9 protein-coding genes are annotated in these 16696 nt (G+C 41.8%); 7 read left to right on the top strand and 2 right to left on the bottom strand.

Features of this window, described 5'->3' with window-relative positions:
• The first annotated feature begins 35 nt into the window (after positions 1 to 35).
• From guaB to tadA, 3 genes are all read left to right on the top strand, one after another.
• A complete protein-coding gene (gene guaB, locus AAEZ00_RS04270; protein ID WP_101032382.1) occupies positions 36 to 1508 on the top strand; it encodes an IMP dehydrogenase in 1473 nt (490 codons plus the stop codon).
• 103 nt (positions 1509 to 1611) lie between these two features.
• Complete coding sequence (gene guaA, locus AAEZ00_RS04265; RefSeq protein ID WP_124011975.1) at positions 1612 to 3189, top strand: glutamine-hydrolyzing GMP synthase; 1578 nt, start codon at positions 1612 to 1614, stop codon at positions 3187 to 3189.
• Between the two features lie 188 nt (positions 3190 to 3377).
• The gene (gene tadA / locus AAEZ00_RS04260) at positions 3378 to 3857 is read left to right on the top strand and encodes a tRNA adenosine(34) deaminase TadA (RefSeq protein ID WP_502959318.1); all 480 of its coding nucleotides are present in this window, start codon (positions 3378 to 3380) and stop codon (positions 3855 to 3857) included.
• Positions 3858 to 4171: 314 nt separating this feature from the next.
• On the opposite strand, the gene mltF is transcribed toward tadA, so the two are convergent.
• Positions 4172 to 5602 carry a membrane-bound lytic murein transglycosylase MltF gene (gene mltF, locus AAEZ00_RS04255; protein WP_101032379.1) on the bottom strand — a complete coding sequence of 477 codons (1431 nt, stop codon included), beginning with the start codon at positions 5600 to 5602 and terminating at the stop codon, positions 4172 to 4174.
• Between the two features lie 358 nt (positions 5603 to 5960).
• Here mltF and purL point away from each other — a divergent pair, with 358 nt between their 5' ends.
• From purL to cydX, 4 genes are all read left to right on the top strand, one after another.
• On the top strand, positions 5961 to 9842 hold the full coding sequence (purL, locus tag AAEZ00_RS04250) for a phosphoribosylformylglycinamidine synthase (RefSeq protein WP_124012142.1): 3882 nt from the start codon (positions 5961 to 5963) through the stop codon (positions 9840 to 9842).
• Between the two features lie 1421 nt (positions 9843 to 11263).
• On the top strand, positions 11264 to 12820 hold the full coding sequence (locus AAEZ00_RS04245; RefSeq protein ID WP_351088387.1) for a cytochrome ubiquinol oxidase subunit I: 1557 nt from the start codon (positions 11264 to 11266) through the stop codon (positions 12818 to 12820).
• 15 nt (positions 12821 to 12835) lie between these two features.
• Entirely contained in the window at positions 12836 to 13975 is a 1140-nt protein-coding gene (gene cydB / locus AAEZ00_RS04240) for a cytochrome d ubiquinol oxidase subunit II (protein WP_351088386.1), read from the top strand.
• A gap of 17 nt (positions 13976 to 13992) precedes the next feature.
• Complete coding sequence (gene cydX, locus AAEZ00_RS04235; RefSeq protein ID WP_101032376.1) at positions 13993 to 14103, top strand: cytochrome bd-I oxidase subunit CydX; 111 nt, start codon at positions 13993 to 13995, stop codon at positions 14101 to 14103.
• A gap of 65 nt (positions 14104 to 14168) precedes the next feature.
• On the opposite strand, the gene AAEZ00_RS04230 is transcribed toward cydX, so the two are convergent.
• A complete protein-coding gene (locus AAEZ00_RS04230) occupies positions 14169 to 16649 on the bottom strand; it encodes a 6-hydroxymethylpterin diphosphokinase MptE-like protein (protein WP_351088385.1) in 2481 nt (826 codons plus the stop codon).
• Between the last annotated feature and the right edge of the window lie 47 nt (positions 16650 to 16696).

The raw sequence follows: 16696 nt of genomic DNA, 5'->3' as shown, positions 1-16696 counted from the left end.
TACCTCAAATCCTACTTAACTAGGGGGATGTTGCCATGCTACGTTTACTGAAAGATGCACTCACTTTTGATGATGTTTTGTTAGTGCCTGCCCACTCGACCGTACTCCCAAATACCGCGGTTCTTAAAACTCGTTTAACGACTAAAATCGAATTAAATATTCCACTTGTGTCTGCGGCTATGGACACTGTGACTGAATCTCGCCTTGCTATCGCGATGGCGCAAGAAGGTGGTTTAGGGTTTATTCATAAAAACATGAGTATTGAGCAACAAGCCGAAGAAGTTCGTAAAGTTAAAAGTTATGAAGCCGGTATTGTTCAAGATCCCGTCACCGTCACGCCTACAACAAGCTTAACTAATTTACGTTTATTAACTGAACGTAATGGTTTTGCCGGTTACCCAGTGGTCAATGAAGCGCACGAACTTGTGGGTATTATTACTGGCCGTGATGTACGTTTTGTCACCGATTGGAGCAAAACCGTCGCTGACATGATGACCCCCAAAGATCGTTTGGTTACTGTGACTGAAGGCACTAAGTTAGATGAAGTGCAAAAATTAATGCATTCTCATCGTATTGAAAAAGTCTTAGTGGTAGACAACAACTTTAAACTCAAAGGCTTAGTCACCGTTAAAGATTTTGAAAAAGCTGAGCGCAAGCCAAACGCATGTAAAGACGAATTAGGTCGTTTACGTGTCGGTGCTGCGGTTGGTGCAGGCCCTGGTAATGAAGAGCGTGTCGATGCCCTCGTTAAAGCCGGTGTTGATGTGTTATTGATAGACTCATCACATGGTCACTCAGAAGGCGTATTACAACGTATTCGCGACACTCGAGCCAAATACCCTGATTTACAAATTGTGGGCGGCAACGTAGCAACAGCTTCAGGCGCACTAGCGTTAGTTGAAGCGGGTGTTAACGCGGTTAAAGTGGGTATCGGCCCTGGCTCAATTTGTACTACTCGTATTGTGACGGGTGTCGGCGTACCGCAAATTACCGCCGTATCAGATGCTGCAGAAGCAGTACTGGCATTAGGTATTCCAGTGATCGCAGATGGCGGCATTCGTTTCTCTGGTGACTTAGCTAAAGCATTAGCCGCGGGTGCATCATGCATCATGGCCGGTTCGATGTTTGCCGGTACTGATGAGGCGCCGGGTGAAACTGAACTTTACCAAGGCCGTGCTTACAAGTCTTACCGTGGCATGGGATCACTTGGTGCAATGGGCCAGACTCAAGGTTCATCTGACCGTTACTTCCAAAGCGATAACGCTGCTGACAAATTAGTCCCTGAAGGTATTGAAGGTCGCGTACCGTACAAAGGTAAGTTGAAAGAAATTATCCATCAGCACATGGGCGGCTTACGCTCATGCATGGGCTTAACGGGTTGCGCCACCATTAAAGAGTTAAATGAAAAAGCACAGTTTGTGAAAGTGACGTCTGCAGGAATGGGTGAGTCGCATGTGCATGACGTAACCATTACCAAAGAAGCACCAAACTATCGTTCTGGTTCATAATTTCTGTGAGGGTAACAACTGTCGCCCTCCTGTTATTAACGTTAATTTGCCCACATCGATTTGATGTGGGGTATTACACTTAATCAATATGTAAAGGTTACCCATGAGTAATATTCACGATCATAAGATTCTAATCCTCGATTTTGGTTCTCAGTACACTCAGCTTATTGCGCGTCGTATCCGTGAAATTGGTGTGTATTGTGAGTTATGGGCCTGGGATGTGAGCGAAGCGCAAATTCGTGAGTTTGCCCCAAATGGTATTATTTTAGCGGGTGGTCCTGAAAGCGTCATTGCAGATAATTCACCTCGCGCCCCTGAATATGTATTTACTGCAGGTGTACCGGTATTAGGTATTTGTTACGGCATGCAAACTATGTCAGAACAGCTTGGCGGTAAAGTGATTAAAGGTATTGGTGAAGGCGAGTTTGGCTATGCCCAAATTGAGCTGCAAACCACATCAACTTTATTTAAAAGTATTGAAGATGCCGTCAGTGCTGAAGGCAAGCCATTGCTTGATGTGTGGATGAGTCATGGTGACAAAGTGTCGGTGATCCCAGAAGGGTTTGTGACAGTTGCGACCACGGCAACGTGTCCTTTTGCTGCTATGGCCAATGAAGAGAAAGGTTTTTACGGTGTGCAGTTCCACCCTGAAGTCACTCATACTCGCCAAGGCCAACGCATGCTAGAGCATTTCGCTTTAGACATTTGTGGTTGTAAAGCCAATTGGAAACCCTCATCAATTATTGAAGATGCGATTGAGCGTTTAAAAAAGCAAATTGGTGATGATGAAGTTATTCTTGGTCTGTCTGGCGGCGTTGACTCATCGGTTGTGGCTATGTTGCTTCACCGCGCTATTGGCGACAAGCTAACGTGTGTGTTTGTTGATAACGGCTTATTACGGTTAAATGAAGCTGACCAAGTATTAGACATGTTTGGCGATCACTTTGGACTTAATATTGTTCATATAGATGCTGAAAATCGTTTCTTAGATGCGATGGCCGGCGAAGCAGATCCTGAGGCTAAGCGTAAAATTATTGGTCGGGTGTTTGTTGAAATCTTCGACGAAGAATCAAAGAAATGCGCTAATGCTAAATGGTTAGCTCAAGGCACTATTTACCCAGATGTGATTGAATCAGCGGGCAGTGCAACCGGTAAAGCGCATGTGATTAAGTCGCACCACAATGTGGGCGGATTACCAGATGATATGAAGATGGGCTTAGTTGAACCATTACGTGAATTATTTAAAGATGAAGTGCGTAAAATTGGTTTAGAATTAGGCCTGCCTTATAATATGCTTTATCGCCATCCATTCCCTGGGCCTGGTTTAGGCGTGCGCGTATTGGGTGAAGTGAAAAAAGAGTATTGTGATTTATTGCGCAGTGCAGATGCCATCTTCATTGAAGAATTGCATAAAGCAGATTTATATAACAAAGTCAGCCAAGCTTTTACCGTATTTTTACCGGTTCGTTCTGTTGGCGTAATGGGTGATTGCCGTAAATATGATTGGGTAGTATCGCTTCGCGCCGTGGAAACCATCGACTTTATGACCGCGCATTGGGCGCATTTACCCTATGATTTCTTAGGTCATGTTTCAAACCGAATTATCAATGAAGTCGACGGTATTTCACGTGTTGTTTATGATATTTCAGGTAAGCCACCTGCTACAATTGAATGGGAATAACCCAGTAGGGTTACACTTAGTTTGAAGTAAAAAAAGACGCTGCGGCGTCTTTTTTATTTGCTAGAATACTTAACATGACAATTACCTAGGTTAATAGAGTGACAGATACCCCAGAGGCACACGTTTCAAACGATACTTGCCCACCCCCTGATGTTGATAATGATCCAGTGAATGAGGTTCAGCAAGCCATTGATGAAAAGTGGATGCGTTTAGCGATGCAACTTGCCGAGCAAGCTGAGCGAGAAGGCGAAGTACCTGTTGGTGCCGTGTTGGTTAAAGACGATGTGTTAATTGCCAGTGGCTGTAATTTAAGTATTGTAAATCATGATCCAACGGCTCATGCCGAGATGGAATGTATTCGCCAAGCAGGCAAGGTGTTAGAGAACTATCGTATGCTCGACACCACTTTATATGTCACGTTAGAGCCTTGTACTATGTGCGCCGGTGCGATGATCCACAGTCGAATTGCGCGGATAGTCTATGGTGCAGATGATTTAAAAACGGGTGCAGCAGGCAGCGTGATCGATTTATTTGCACATCCAGCCTTTAATCATCAACTTGACGTTACTTCTGGCGTGCTAGCAGATCAATGTGGGCAGCAATTAAGTGCATTTTTTAAGCGCCGCCGTGCAGAAAAAAAAGCACTCAAACAGTTAGCGAGAAAGTAGACTGATTGAGTGGCATGCTTTTATGGGGCTAATATGGAATTATTCTTCAATTTGTGTCAGTAAAAAATGGGCGCGTATACGATTTCGAATGCGGTTTTTGTGTACTTTAAGCATGACTCGACGACGTGACATGGTATTGCTTATAGCTCTTCTTCTCATAAACCTGATCCCTTAATATTGGCTAACTTCACCGAGGTACTGATAAATAACACATTTAAGCAGTATGCTTTCTAACGATATATTCTGCCTATAATACCCTATATTGGTGACGATTATCCGTCAGGATTATGACGAAAAACGGTTGCGCACATTTATCACTCTGCCGATACATGAACATCGGTTGAGACTTCTTCAGCAATGACGTTAATTTGTTCAGTAACTTCAATAGTCTCTAACTTTTTAGTTTGATTATCGACCCAGACTAAGGTGTCATAGTAGCGACGGATACTGTCGACATAATGAACCGCTTCACTGCCGCGAGCATAGCCATAGCGCGTCTGCTTGTAATATTTAGATTGTTGTAGTAAGGGTAATACTTTTTTAACATCACGCCATGCACTGGGATCCATTCCCATTGACTCTGTTAATCGCCGCGCATCTTCAACATGGCCTAAACCGATATTATAAGAAGCCATTGCGAACCAAATTCGTTGAGCCTCAGGAATCGTGTCTGGCAATCTCTCTATCATATCTTTTAAATAAAATGCCCCACCACGTATGCTTTGCTCTGCATCTAAGCGATCATCAACACCGACATAAGCGGCTGTAGGTTGGGTCAGCATCATCATACCTCTAACCCCAGTAGGGGAACGCGCTCTAGGGTTCCAGTGTGATTCTTGATAACTGGCAGCCGCTAATTTACGCCAATCTAACTCGCCGGAATACTGTTCGAAAAAACTGCGGTATTCGGGGAGAATATTGTCAATTGCGCGGATAAAAGCACGCGTATCGACATAGTCAAAACGTTTTACATGGCCAAAATATTTTTCGTTTAAATGCTCAAGCGTACCCGCACGTCTTTCTTTATGCCAAAAAGCCAGTAATTGACTCATTAAACGATCGCTGTTTTTAGGCGGCAATAGCCACACCACTTCGACTTTTTCTTCTAAAATCATTCCTGCGCGTAATTCGGGTAAAAACCGCTGGTTGATCAATAAGCTATTTGAATCTGAAATGGTGTAGATCAGTTCACCGTTGGCAATTAATGCAAACAGCTCTTCATTATCTTTGTTGTTGACTTGGTTCCACATCAACTCCGGATAGTCTTTCTGTAGTTTGGTTAAGGTATTGACTGAAGATGAGTTAGCCATGACGGTAATTTCACCCGACAGAGTGCTAATGTCCTTAGGCTCCGGGGTGCCTTCCTTATAAACCAACACTTGATTGACTTTATATAAGCTAGGTCCGAGTTTAAATTGTTGACCGCGGTTTGGCGTTTTAGCAATACCAGCAGCGATAATATCAATTTTATTTTCTTTTAATGCGGCAAATAATTGTTTGCGATTGGTGTACGGGATCATCTCTAGGGGGAGGGCTAAATAATCAGCAAAACGCTGCGCCATTTCAAAATCGAATCCGCTTTCACCCAATTCTGAATTAAGATAAATCTGTGGGCCATAGAGTGTCCCTACCTTTAATACGGTACGCTTAGGTGCAGGTGCTGCAATATCAACTTTATGAATATCAACAGGTTGACAGGCAGATAGTATCCCGCAAAGTAAAATGATGAGTAAGGTTTTGATCATATTTATTAATTGGTTATCTTAAGTTGTTTCGTTAATGTCACGAGAGTAATACGTAAGAAACAAATGTAATACCGATTGAATAGCCTTTAAATATGTAGGGGAGATAGCGTCTTTTTTGCTTACTTTATCAGGTGTTTTCCTAAACGCCTATAGTTGAGCAAATAAGCAGCATTTGGTGGTCGTTTTTTGTTAAAAGGTAAAGTGTTTATGTTATTCATTTTAGCATTACTTGAATGGGATATTTTCCCTATCAGGAAACACTGTTTTCACCGGTGCTTAAAGGTGATTTGTAGTGTGCAATTCCCTATAATAGCGCCAATTCTGACCCTGCTATTATATTATAAGGTGAATAGACGTGATTGAGATCATTCGCGGAGCCCCAGCACTATCTGCATTTAGAGTTCAAAAACTCATGGAGGCGTGCCAAACTGCAGCGCTTCCAGTATCTCAAATTTATGCTGAATATGTTCATTTAGCCAATTTGAGTGAACCACTAGATGAAAATGAGCGTCTACAGTTAGAAACCATTCTTACCTACGGGCCGGCAATTGAGTCCCATGCTCCACAAGGTACCCTGTTATTTGTTACTCCCCGTCCTGGTACTATTTCTCCTTGGTCATCTAAAGCAACCGATATTGCCCATAATTGTGGTTTAGGCAAAGTTAACCGTCTTGAGCGTGGTATTGCTTATTATGTTGAATCACCAACGTTAACCCTAGAGCAACAAAAACAGCTGCAAGGCTTATTGCATGACCGCATGGTTGAAGTCATGCTGCCTGCGTTTGAAGCCGCAGAAGTGTTATTTTCCCATACACAACCGGCAAAATTTAGCAGTGTCAATATTCTTGCTGAAGGGCGCCGCGCACTTGTAGAGGCAAACATTAACTTAGGCCTGGCACTAGCTGATGATGAAATTGACTATTTAATTGAAAATTTTGTTCGGTTAAAGCGTAACCCTAATGACATCGAGTTAATGATGTTTGCTCAAGCAAACTCAGAACATTGTCGTCATAAAATTTTTAATGCTGATTGGACCATCGATGGCGAAGTACAGCCAAAATCCTTGTTCAAAATGATTAAGAACACCTTTGAAGTGACCCCAGATTATGTATTATCAGCCTACAAAGATAATGCCGCGGTGATGACGGGTTCGGTTGCGGGTCGTTTTTTCCCTGATCCCGATGGTGTTTACAACTATCACACAGAACCAATGCATATATTGATGAAAGTTGAAACTCACAATCATCCTACTGCCATTAGTCCATATCCAGGTGCTGCTACCGGTTCAGGTGGTGAAATCCGCGATGAAGGCGCTACCGGCCGAGGCTCTAAACCTAAAGCAGGCTTATCCGGATTTACGGTATCTAACTTAAAAATCCCTGGGTTTGTGCACCCATGGGAAGGGGATTACGGTAAGCCAGATCGTATCGTCACCCCACTTGAAATTATGCTTGAAGGCCCACTAGGTGGCGCGGCATTTAATAATGAATTTGGTCGTCCTGCTATTAACGGTTATTTCCGTACTTACGAGCAATTAGTCTCTAGCCACAATGGGGTTGAAGTGCGCGGTTATCACAAGCCGATTATGATTGCTGGTGGCTTAGGTAATATCCGTGAAGATCATGTTCAAAAGGGCGAAATCACCATTGGCGCTAAGCTAATTGTGCTTGGCGGACCAGCAATGAACATAGGTTTAGGCGGCGGCGCTGCATCTTCAATGGCATCAGGTCAGTCTAACGAAGATTTAGATTTTGCTTCTGTACAACGTGAAAATCCAGAAATGGAGCGTCGTTGTCAGGAAGTGATTGATCGTTGCTGGCAGTTAGGTGACACCAACCCGATTCAATTTATTCACGACGTGGGCGCGGGTGGATTATCAAATGCGTTCCCTGAGTTAGTTAATGACGCCGATCGCGGCGGGGTATTCAATTTACGTAATGTTCCTTCTGACGAGCCAGGCATGAGCCCGCTTGAAATTTGGTGTAATGAATCACAAGAGCGTTATGTATTATCGGTCGCGCCAGAGAACTTACAACAGTTTGCTGATATTTGTGCCCGTGAACGTGCTCCATTTGCGGTAGTTGGTGAAGCGACTGCAGAGATGCATTTAACGCTTGCCGACAGCCACTTTAACAACAAGCCGATTGATTTACCGCTTGAAGTGTTATTAGGTAAAGCGCCTAAAATGAGCCGTGATGTAGTGTCTACAAAAGCAATATCACCTGCGTTAGATCAAACTAAGATTGAGCTAAAAGATGCGGTTAAGCGCATTTTAACCTTGCCAACCGTGGCAGACAAAACCTTCCTTATCACCATTGGTGATCGCTCTGTGACTGGCTTAGTTAACCGCGACCAAATGGTTGGCCCATGGCAAGTGCCCGTTGCCGATTGCGCGGTAACGGCATCAAGTTATGACAGTTACTGCGGCGAAGCGATGTCGATGGGGGAGCGTACGCCACTAGCCTTACTCGACTTTGACGCCTCTGCCCGCATGGCAGTTGCCGAATCGATTATGAACATTGCTGGTACTGATATCGGCTCGTTCAAGCGCATTAAGCTTTCAGCTAATTGGATGTCGCCAGCGGGTCATCCAGGCGAAGATGCAGGTTTATACCAAGCGGTTAAAGCGATTGGTGAAGACCTTTGTCCCGAACTCGGTATTACGATTCCTGTCGGTAAAGACTCTATGTCAATGAAAACCGCATGGGAAGATAATGGTACTCACAAATCCGTTACATCACCTATGTCGTTAGTGATCACCGCTTTTGGTGTGGTGCAAGACATTCGTAAAACGGTAACGCCACAGCTTCGCAGTGATAAAGGTGACAGTGCATTATTAATGCTCGACTTAAGCAATGGCCAAAACCGTCTAGGCGGTTCTTGTTTAGCGCAGGTTTACAGTGAGCTAGGTGATATAGCGCCAACATTAGATAACACCGCCAACTTAGCGGGTTTCTTTGAAGTGATGCAGAAATTAGTAGCTGAGCAAGCTGTGATGGCTTATCACGATCGTAGTGATGGCGGCTTATTTACCACCTTAGTGGAAATGGCATTTGCGGGTAATACCGGCTTAGTGATTGATTTAGCCAGCTTGAATGGTACTGATTTAGAACGTTTATTTAACGAAGAACTTGGTGCGGTTATTCAAGTCAGTGTAACTGATGCCAAAGCCATTGCCGCGCAATTTGAAGCTAAAGGCGTAACGTGTCATCACATTGGTGGCCTACAAGCGGCAGACAAGATTAGCATTCACGATGGTGAGCGAGTGATATTTGCTGATAGCCGTACGGCGCTGCGTACCTTGTGGTCAGAAACCACCTACCGTATGCAAGCACTGCGTGACAACCCAGAATGCGCCCGTGAAGAGTATGAACTTAAACAACAAGCTGATGCACCCGGTTTAACGGTTAAATTAGGCTTTAATCCAAGTGAAGATGTTGCTGCACCTTATATTCTTAAAGGCGCTGCCCCTAAAATGGCTATTTTACGTGAGCAGGGTGTTAACTCTCATGTTGAAATGGCAGCCGCTTTTGACCGTGCCGGTTTTGAGACGCGTGACGTGCATATGTCAGACATCTTATCTGGGCGAATTAGCCTTGAAGAGTTCCAAGGCCTTGTGGCTTGTGGTGGGTTCTCTTATGGTGACGTGTTAGGTGCTGGTGAAGGTTGGGCAAAATCAATTTTGTTCAATGATCGCGCTCGTGATGAGTTTAGTCGTTTCTTCGAGCGTGACTCAAGCATTGCCCTTGGTGTGTGTAATGGCTGTCAGATGTTATCTAACTTGAAAGAAATCATTCCAGGCAGTGAGCATTGGCCGCGTTTTGTGCGTAACCGCTCAGAGCGTTTTGAAGCACGATTCAGTTTAGTTGAAGTGCAACAAAATCCATCGGTATTTTTTGATGGCATGGTAGGTTCTCGTATGCCTATCGCGGTATCCCATGGTGAAGGCTTAGTTGAATTTGCTAATGCCCAAGCGTTAGCCAATGCTGAAGCATCGGGCACTATTGCATTACGTTACGTTGATGGTCATGGTCAAATTGCCACTCAGTACCCAGAAAATCCCAATGGTTCAGCCAATGGCTTAACCGGTATTTGTACTACTGATGGCCGTGTGACGATTATGATGCCGCACCCTGAGCGTGTGTTTAGAACCGTTGCCAACTCATGGCACCCTGATAACTGGGGTGAAGACAGCCCATGGATGCGTATGTTCCGTAATGCTCGAGCGAAAATTGGTTAAGCAGTAGTGATTATTATACTCATCATATTAAGCTCATGAACTCTTTCACTCGAAAGCGCTGATAGGTAAAAGGTGGGGATCAAGGGTCTAGGAATAGAGCGCCTGCGGCTGCTAGGACGACCTGAGGTCTTCGAGGACGCTACGCTTCTAGATCCTAAAACCTAGCACCTAGAAGGAGCGAAGCACCGCCCTCTGGCGAGCTTGCGAGTTCCTAGAATCTATCAGTCGCGAAGCGACGCTCTCGGTAAGGCGTCATCATTCTCTTCAATCACTGCCTGGTTCAGTTATCCTACGGGAGCGCTGAAACGAGCATATTGAAGTGGTTTGGGTATACAACGCAGGATCAGTTACCGCAAGTCATGATGTTTTCAAGCAGATTATTTGCCTAGTCAACGCTACTCCCACTGCGATCTTCGACAATGAGCCTCTCTGATTTTAGCCAATAAAAACCCCATCACTAAGGATGGGGTTAATAAGCTGCTGTTGCCAAGGTGGCTAAAAAAACAACTTCAACGAGCAGATAATATTTTGCGCTAACAAAACATCAAATCAAATAGTTAAGCTTATTTCATTTCATGAGCCGTATACATTTCAACAAAAACACGTTTGTATAACTTGGCAATATGTTGGTAAAACTGAGTCATAGCACATTCTCTTTAGGTTAGGTCACTGGAATTAAGACGACGACTCATCGTACAACCACGTTCGTTTTCTTAACTGTGTCTAAATTATACAGTTGCTTCAATTTGCTCTCAAACTAATAAAAATGATATTTGTCATTAGTTAATCTAATCAGTATATTTTAATATTATGTTTTTACGTTGGCTTCGTTTTTATTAAGATTATGTTAATTATGATTATTTTATTTTTTCTATTATTATTTAATATTAAATTATTTTATTCAATATTAAGCAGTTGTTCATTTTATTACTTTGAATTAACAATGCGCATGAGTGATGCATTTTGTCATTTTATCAATAAGTGTATTTTACCTTCCTAGCAATTAAGCGGTTTTTGTCAATATCTCAAATAGAGGAGAGGAATAGATGCGCTAATACCATCAAATTTAATGCGGCAAGTTTGTTTAAAAGTGGGATCAATCTGACAAAAAATGGATTAAAAATAAGAGTGGTATTTTCGCTAACGAACTGATTTTTTGAGTCAAAAAAATATTCATGCGGAAAATCTTATGCTTGTCACATTATTGAGTAAAAAAGGTGATCAATCTAAAGCATATGCCGTAAGATATACGGCGTTAAAGATTGGGCTTGAAAACATAGGCAAACAGGTTAATTTATCATTTTGAACACTTTGGTGAGTTGTCTACTGCTTCAATAATACCGTTTTCAGGTATACATCATCATTATGGCAGCCGGGTGTTGCTGTGTCGTATTTGGTCGTACTGAAGTAAGGAGTCGCCAATGATTATCGAAGAGGTCGTTGAGCTATCGCGTTATCAATTTGCGTTTACAGCCATGTATCATTTTCTATTTGTTCCACTCACCCTAGGTTTAGCTTTTATGCTTGCCATTATGGAATCACTGTATGTGATGACCAATAAGCAAGTCTATAAAGACATGACTAAATTTTGGGGAAAATTGTTCGGGATTAATTTTGCCATAGGTGTGGCGACGGGACTCGCAATGGAGTTTCAGTTTGGCACTAACTGGTCATATTACTCTCATTATGTTGGGGATATCTTTGGCGCTCCACTTGCCATTGAAGGTCTAATGGCATTCTTCCTTGAGTCGACGTTAGTCGGGATGTTCTTTTTTGGTTGGGATCGTTTCAGCAAGCGCCAACATTTAGCGGTCACTTGGCTCGTCGCCATCGCCTCTAATATGTCAGCCTTATGGATATTGATCGCCAATGGTTGGATGCAAAACCCTGTGGGTTCGGTGTTTAATTATGAAACCATGCGAATGGAAATGACCGATTTTGCCGCTCTGGTGTTTAACCCTGTTGCACAAGTTAAGTTTGTCCACACTGTCGCATCTGGTTATGTTGCCGGTGCCATGTTTGTGTTATCTATTAGCGCATACTACATATTGAAAGGCCGTGATTTACCTTTTGCTCGTCGCTCATTTGCTATTGCAGCAAGCTTTGGTATGGCATCTATTTTATCGGTCATCGTGTTAGGCGATGAGTCAGGCTATGAAGTGGGTGAAGTACAGCGGGTAAAATTGGCAGCGATTGAAGCTGAGTGGGAAACTGAGCCTGCTCCAGCAGCCTTTACCTTGGTAGGATTGCCTAATCAAGAGACCATGGAAACCGATTACGCCATTAAAATCCCCTATGCGATGGGCATTATTGCCACACGCTCTTTAGATACAGAAGTGACGGGTATTAAGGAGCTTGTAAGCGATCACGAAGTGCGTATTCGTAACGGTATGGTGGCGTATGCACTGCTTGAAAAACTACGTGCAGGCGATAAATCGGCAGAGGTTAGAGCGCAATTTGAAGCAACTAAAGTTGATTTAGGTTATGGCTTCTTGCTTAAGCGTTATACCGATAAAGTGGTTGATGCTACCGAAGAGCAAATTATAGCAGCGTCTTATGACTCTATTCCTACTGTGGCGCCGATGTTTTGGACCTTCCGTATCATGGTTGGCGCTGGGGTGATTATGTTATTAGTGTTTGCTGCCGCCTTCTGGGAAAGCACTCGTCACCAAATTGCCGAGAAAAAATGGCTACTGCGTGCTGCGCTTTACAGTTTGCCACTTCCTTGGGTTGCCATTGAATGTGGTTGGTTTGTGTCAGAGTTTGGTCGTCAACCTTGGACCATTTCTGAAGTACTACCCACCTTTATGTCGGCGTCAAGTTTAACGACGACGGATCTGTGGTTTAGTATTATTTCGATTACGGTGTTCTACACCATTATGTTGGTGATAGAGGCTTACTTGATGCTTAAGTTTGCTCGTCTTGGCCCAAGTAGCTTAAAGACGGGTCGTTACCATTTCGAAACCCAAGATGCCTAAGCGGAGGACCTAATTATGTTTGATTATGAAGTATTAAGATTTATCTGGTGGGCATTAATCGGTGTGTTATTTATTGGTTTCGCTGTCACCGATGGCTTTGACATGGGCGTAGGTGCGTTATTACCGATTATTGGTAAAGACGATACTGATCGCCGTATTATGATTAACACTATCGCACCGCACTGGGACGGTAACCAAGTATGGTTAATCACTGCCGCCGGCGCATTATTTGCCGCTTGGCCTATGGTGTACGCCGTATCATTTTCAGGCTTTTATGTGGCGATGATGCTAGTGTTATTTGCATTATATTTGCGCCCAATTGGCTTTGATTATCGTTCTAAAATTGAAGACCCAAGATGGCGTAAGACATGGGATTGGGCTTTGTTTGTGGGCGGTTTTGTGCCACCGCTAATCATTGGCGTGGCATTTGGTAACTTGCTGCAAGGTGTGCCTTTTAACTTTGATGAGTTTTTACGTGCAACTTATCATGGCGGTTTCTTTGGTTTATTAAATCCGTTTGGTTTATTGGCCGGCCTTGTGTGTGTCACTATGTTTATGATGCAAGGGGCTTCATGGTTACAAATGAAGACAGATGGCGAATTAAGAGTCCGCAGTGTTAAGGCTTCGCAAGTTTGCGCAGGTTTATTATTTGTGTTCTTTGCTGCCGCAGGAGTTTGGTTAGTCAACGGTATTGATGGATATGTGCTTACCTCAACCCTTGATCTTGCTGGTCCGTCAAATCCAACCACCAAAACAGTCGCCATTGAAGCGGGTGCTTGGTTAACTAACTATGACAAGTATCCTATTTCGATGTTATTCCCGGTATTAGGGTTACTCATGCCATTATTAGTGATTTTAGCCAGTCGTTTTAATCGCAGTGGATTTGCATTCTTGTTTAGTTCACTTGCTATTGCTGGTGTGATTTTTACTTGTGGTGCCGCGATGTTCCCGTTTGTTATGCCTTCATCATTAGAACCTAATGTCAGCTTAACCATGTGGGATGCTACCGCCAGCAAAATGTCACTTAAAGTGATGACAGTTGCCGCGGCTATCTTCGTACCGACAGTATTAAGTTATACTATTTGGACTTATTACAAGATGTTCGGCCGCTTAAATCGTGAGTTTATTGAAAACAATAAAAACTCACTTTACTAAATTAAGGAGCAACGTCTATGTGGTATTTTGCGTGGATTTTAGGGGTGTTGTTAGCGTGTGCATTCGGTATTATCAATGCGTTATGGCTAGAAAATACTGAAAATATGGATCGTAATAACGAACTCTAAACGTTATATAGTTCGAAAAAAAACCGCTTTGGTAACAAAGCGGTTTTTTATTAGGTAAACCTAGACTAGTTAGTTAATTTTTTCAAATGATTTTTTGCAGTTTGATTTATTGGATCTATATTGAGTACCTGTAGAAATACGGATTTTGCATTTTCCTTTTCACCTAACCTTGCTAAGAATGCACCTAACTTCAATAATATTGGAATATCTTCGGGATACCTATCAAGGTAATCTAAATATAAATTCAGTGCGATTTGGTTTTGACCTTGCAAGCTCATTATATGTGCATATTGAGGGATGTACTCATCATTATATTGGATGATACGAGATAAACACTCTTGGGCTAAAGCTGGTTTGTTGAGTTTGAGAGCCAAGGTGATGATATGACGAAGTTCGTGTTCTTCTTTTTGATCATCTTTAATCTGTAATATTGTAGTTAATGCATCATCAAATGAGTTTGTCAAAAATTGATGATAACTCTTTGCTAAATAATATAACCTTTCAATTTGAATATCTTGAGTTATAAACGGTTCGACATATTGCACCATTTTTGCGATAGCAAGTGTATGTTGATGTTGTACTAATATACTCAGTTTTTTGAATGCATTATCCAAGTTTTCGACTGGAGAGTTGCTCTTATTGACATTGGTTTTTTTATTAAATAGGTCTCTATAATCATCAGTAAGTTGGCTGAGGATAAGTTTATCTTCTTTAGATAAACACATTACTGCTTCTGGGTGTTCTCGTTGCCAAATTATAGCTCTACCAAAATGATGGTCATTCTTCCATTGAGGAATAAAAGCATTAAGATCCGTCAATGAAGTATGTTCTGCAATCCTACTGAGTAAACGTTCTTTTGCGGTTAAGGTTAAATCGTATAATTCACTTGTGATAGTATAAAATACTTGGTAGTAAATGTTATTTTGATTATTAACGTCTTCTTGTGTCCATGTATCACTACTCTTCGTAGATAAAAATTGCGAAAACTCGTAAAAGCCATAAAATTTAATCAGATAACAGAAGGTTGTGTATTCACTATTAAGCTCATTTTCTATGGTGTCCAATGCTTTTATCATTGGTATGAGTAACTGATTTGATGTGTTTGTGCTGCTTATTTTGTCACAAATAGATATCGCTTTTTTTAACTTGGACATCATATGTTTAAATAAGTTAAGCGTTTTATCAATTTCTAGGTTTGTTTTCTTTAGTTTAGATAGCTTCTTTTCCGGCGTTAGCATAAATTTGTGGGGCGAAATTAGTGCTAACTGTGCGCTGTCGATACTTGTTAATTGAATATCGGATGTTTTCTTATAAGCAACATTGTCTACTTTTGCAGCATTGATAGAAAGGTTGATGTAAGCAATATCTGAATGATATTTGGCCGTAGCTGAAAGAGCGTTAATTGCATGAAGCAGCTGAATTGGTGTTTCGGCCATTTCGCCTTTATAAGTTTCTACCCACTCATACATTGTACCAATGTTAGGACCTAAATTGGCTTGATAAGTATCAGATGTGTGGGTTTGTCCTAATTGAGAATGGCAATAATCAACGCCGCATAATAAAATTCGTTTAAACCCCATTTCTGCGGCGATATTCATAGCACTATTGGTGACGGTAGGGCCTTCAGTTTGTATATTAGTATTTTTACTTAAATCTTCCCAGGGAGCACGTATTCCGGTATAGAGTAAGCTGCCATTCCATTGAGCAATGATGTCAGAACAAGTATGATATGCACTTATAAGTAAACTTTCTTGACTTAAGCTCATCATTGCATCGTTAACTTCAAAACTATGATCTTGTGGGTCAACTGTCACTATTATATCTGATTTGATACCCGCTTTTGATAGTTTACCTGCGACTCTGGAAACAGAAAATATAATTAGCTTTTCTCTATGTGCTTTTATCCAGCTTAAATGTTCATTTAAGCTGGGGCCACCACCAAGAATGATGCAAGTCTTACCCGTAAAAGTATCTTTTATTAGCTCTGCTGGAAGTAAGTTTTCTGATAAGTTATCTAATTGCCTTTGAAAGAAGTTTTTTTGAGTAAAGCCTATACTACTTTCAAAGTATTCATGTTCTATTGTTTTTTCGACATCGTGACTTAATAATGCATAATCAACATGATTATTACCGGTTGATGCAATCGAATAATGTAACTTAAAGTTATGTTTAACAATAAAAAGATTAAACTCTGTTTGTTGCAGAATATTTTTAAATTGAGTAGCAGAACAAATCGAAACTGTTTTTTGTAATGTTTCCGGAATGTCTACATTCAGTAAAGCTAACACCTCATTTAACTCGACAAAGAGATATCTAGAACCTACCGCTAAGTTATACTCCAGAACATAATTAGCCAATAGTCCTGAATCCATCCCTACAAAAATATGTAACGTATTTTCTTGAGATAAACTCGAGTGGAACTTTTCCTTAAACAATGTCATAGAATCGATTTTATCGAAAGTATGCTTGTTAACGCTTGGTAAATAATATTCATTAAACTCATTGATAGCGAACACATTTATAATGTTAGACGGTTGTGGTGTCATTCTGTCTTCGATCCTATATTCTGCTACGCGTCAATCTAGGGGATCCC

Origin of the sequence: Shewanella sp. S1-49-MNA-CIBAN-0167 (assembly GCF_040310145.1) — a bacterium.
Lineage (GTDB): Bacteria > Pseudomonadota > Gammaproteobacteria > Enterobacterales > Shewanellaceae > Shewanella > Shewanella psychromarinicola.
The sequence above is the reverse complement of the archived record's forward strand: the minus strand, read 5'-3'. Positions and strand labels throughout refer to the sequence as shown.

Coding starts and splice junctions, on each gene's coding strand:
- guaB (WP_101032382.1), top strand. CDS start 36: ATGCTACGTTTACTGAAAGATGCACTCACTTTTGATGATGTTTTGTTA.
- guaA (WP_124011975.1), top strand. CDS start 1,612: ATGAGTAATATTCACGATCATAAGATTCTAATCCTCGATTTTGGTTCT.
- mltF (WP_101032379.1), bottom strand. CDS start 5,602: ATGATCAAAACCTTACTCATCATTTTACTTTGCGGGATACTATCTGCC.
- AAEZ00_RS04245 (WP_351088387.1), top strand. CDS start 11,264: ATGATTATCGAAGAGGTCGTTGAGCTATCGCGTTATCAATTTGCGTTT.
- cydB (WP_351088386.1), top strand. CDS start 12,836: ATGTTTGATTATGAAGTATTAAGATTTATCTGGTGGGCATTAATCGGT.
- cydX (WP_101032376.1), top strand. CDS start 13,993: ATGTGGTATTTTGCGTGGATTTTAGGGGTGTTGTTAGCGTGTGCATTC.
- AAEZ00_RS04230 (WP_351088385.1), bottom strand. CDS start 16,649: ATGACACCACAACCGTCTAACATTATAAATGTGTTCGCTATCAATGAG.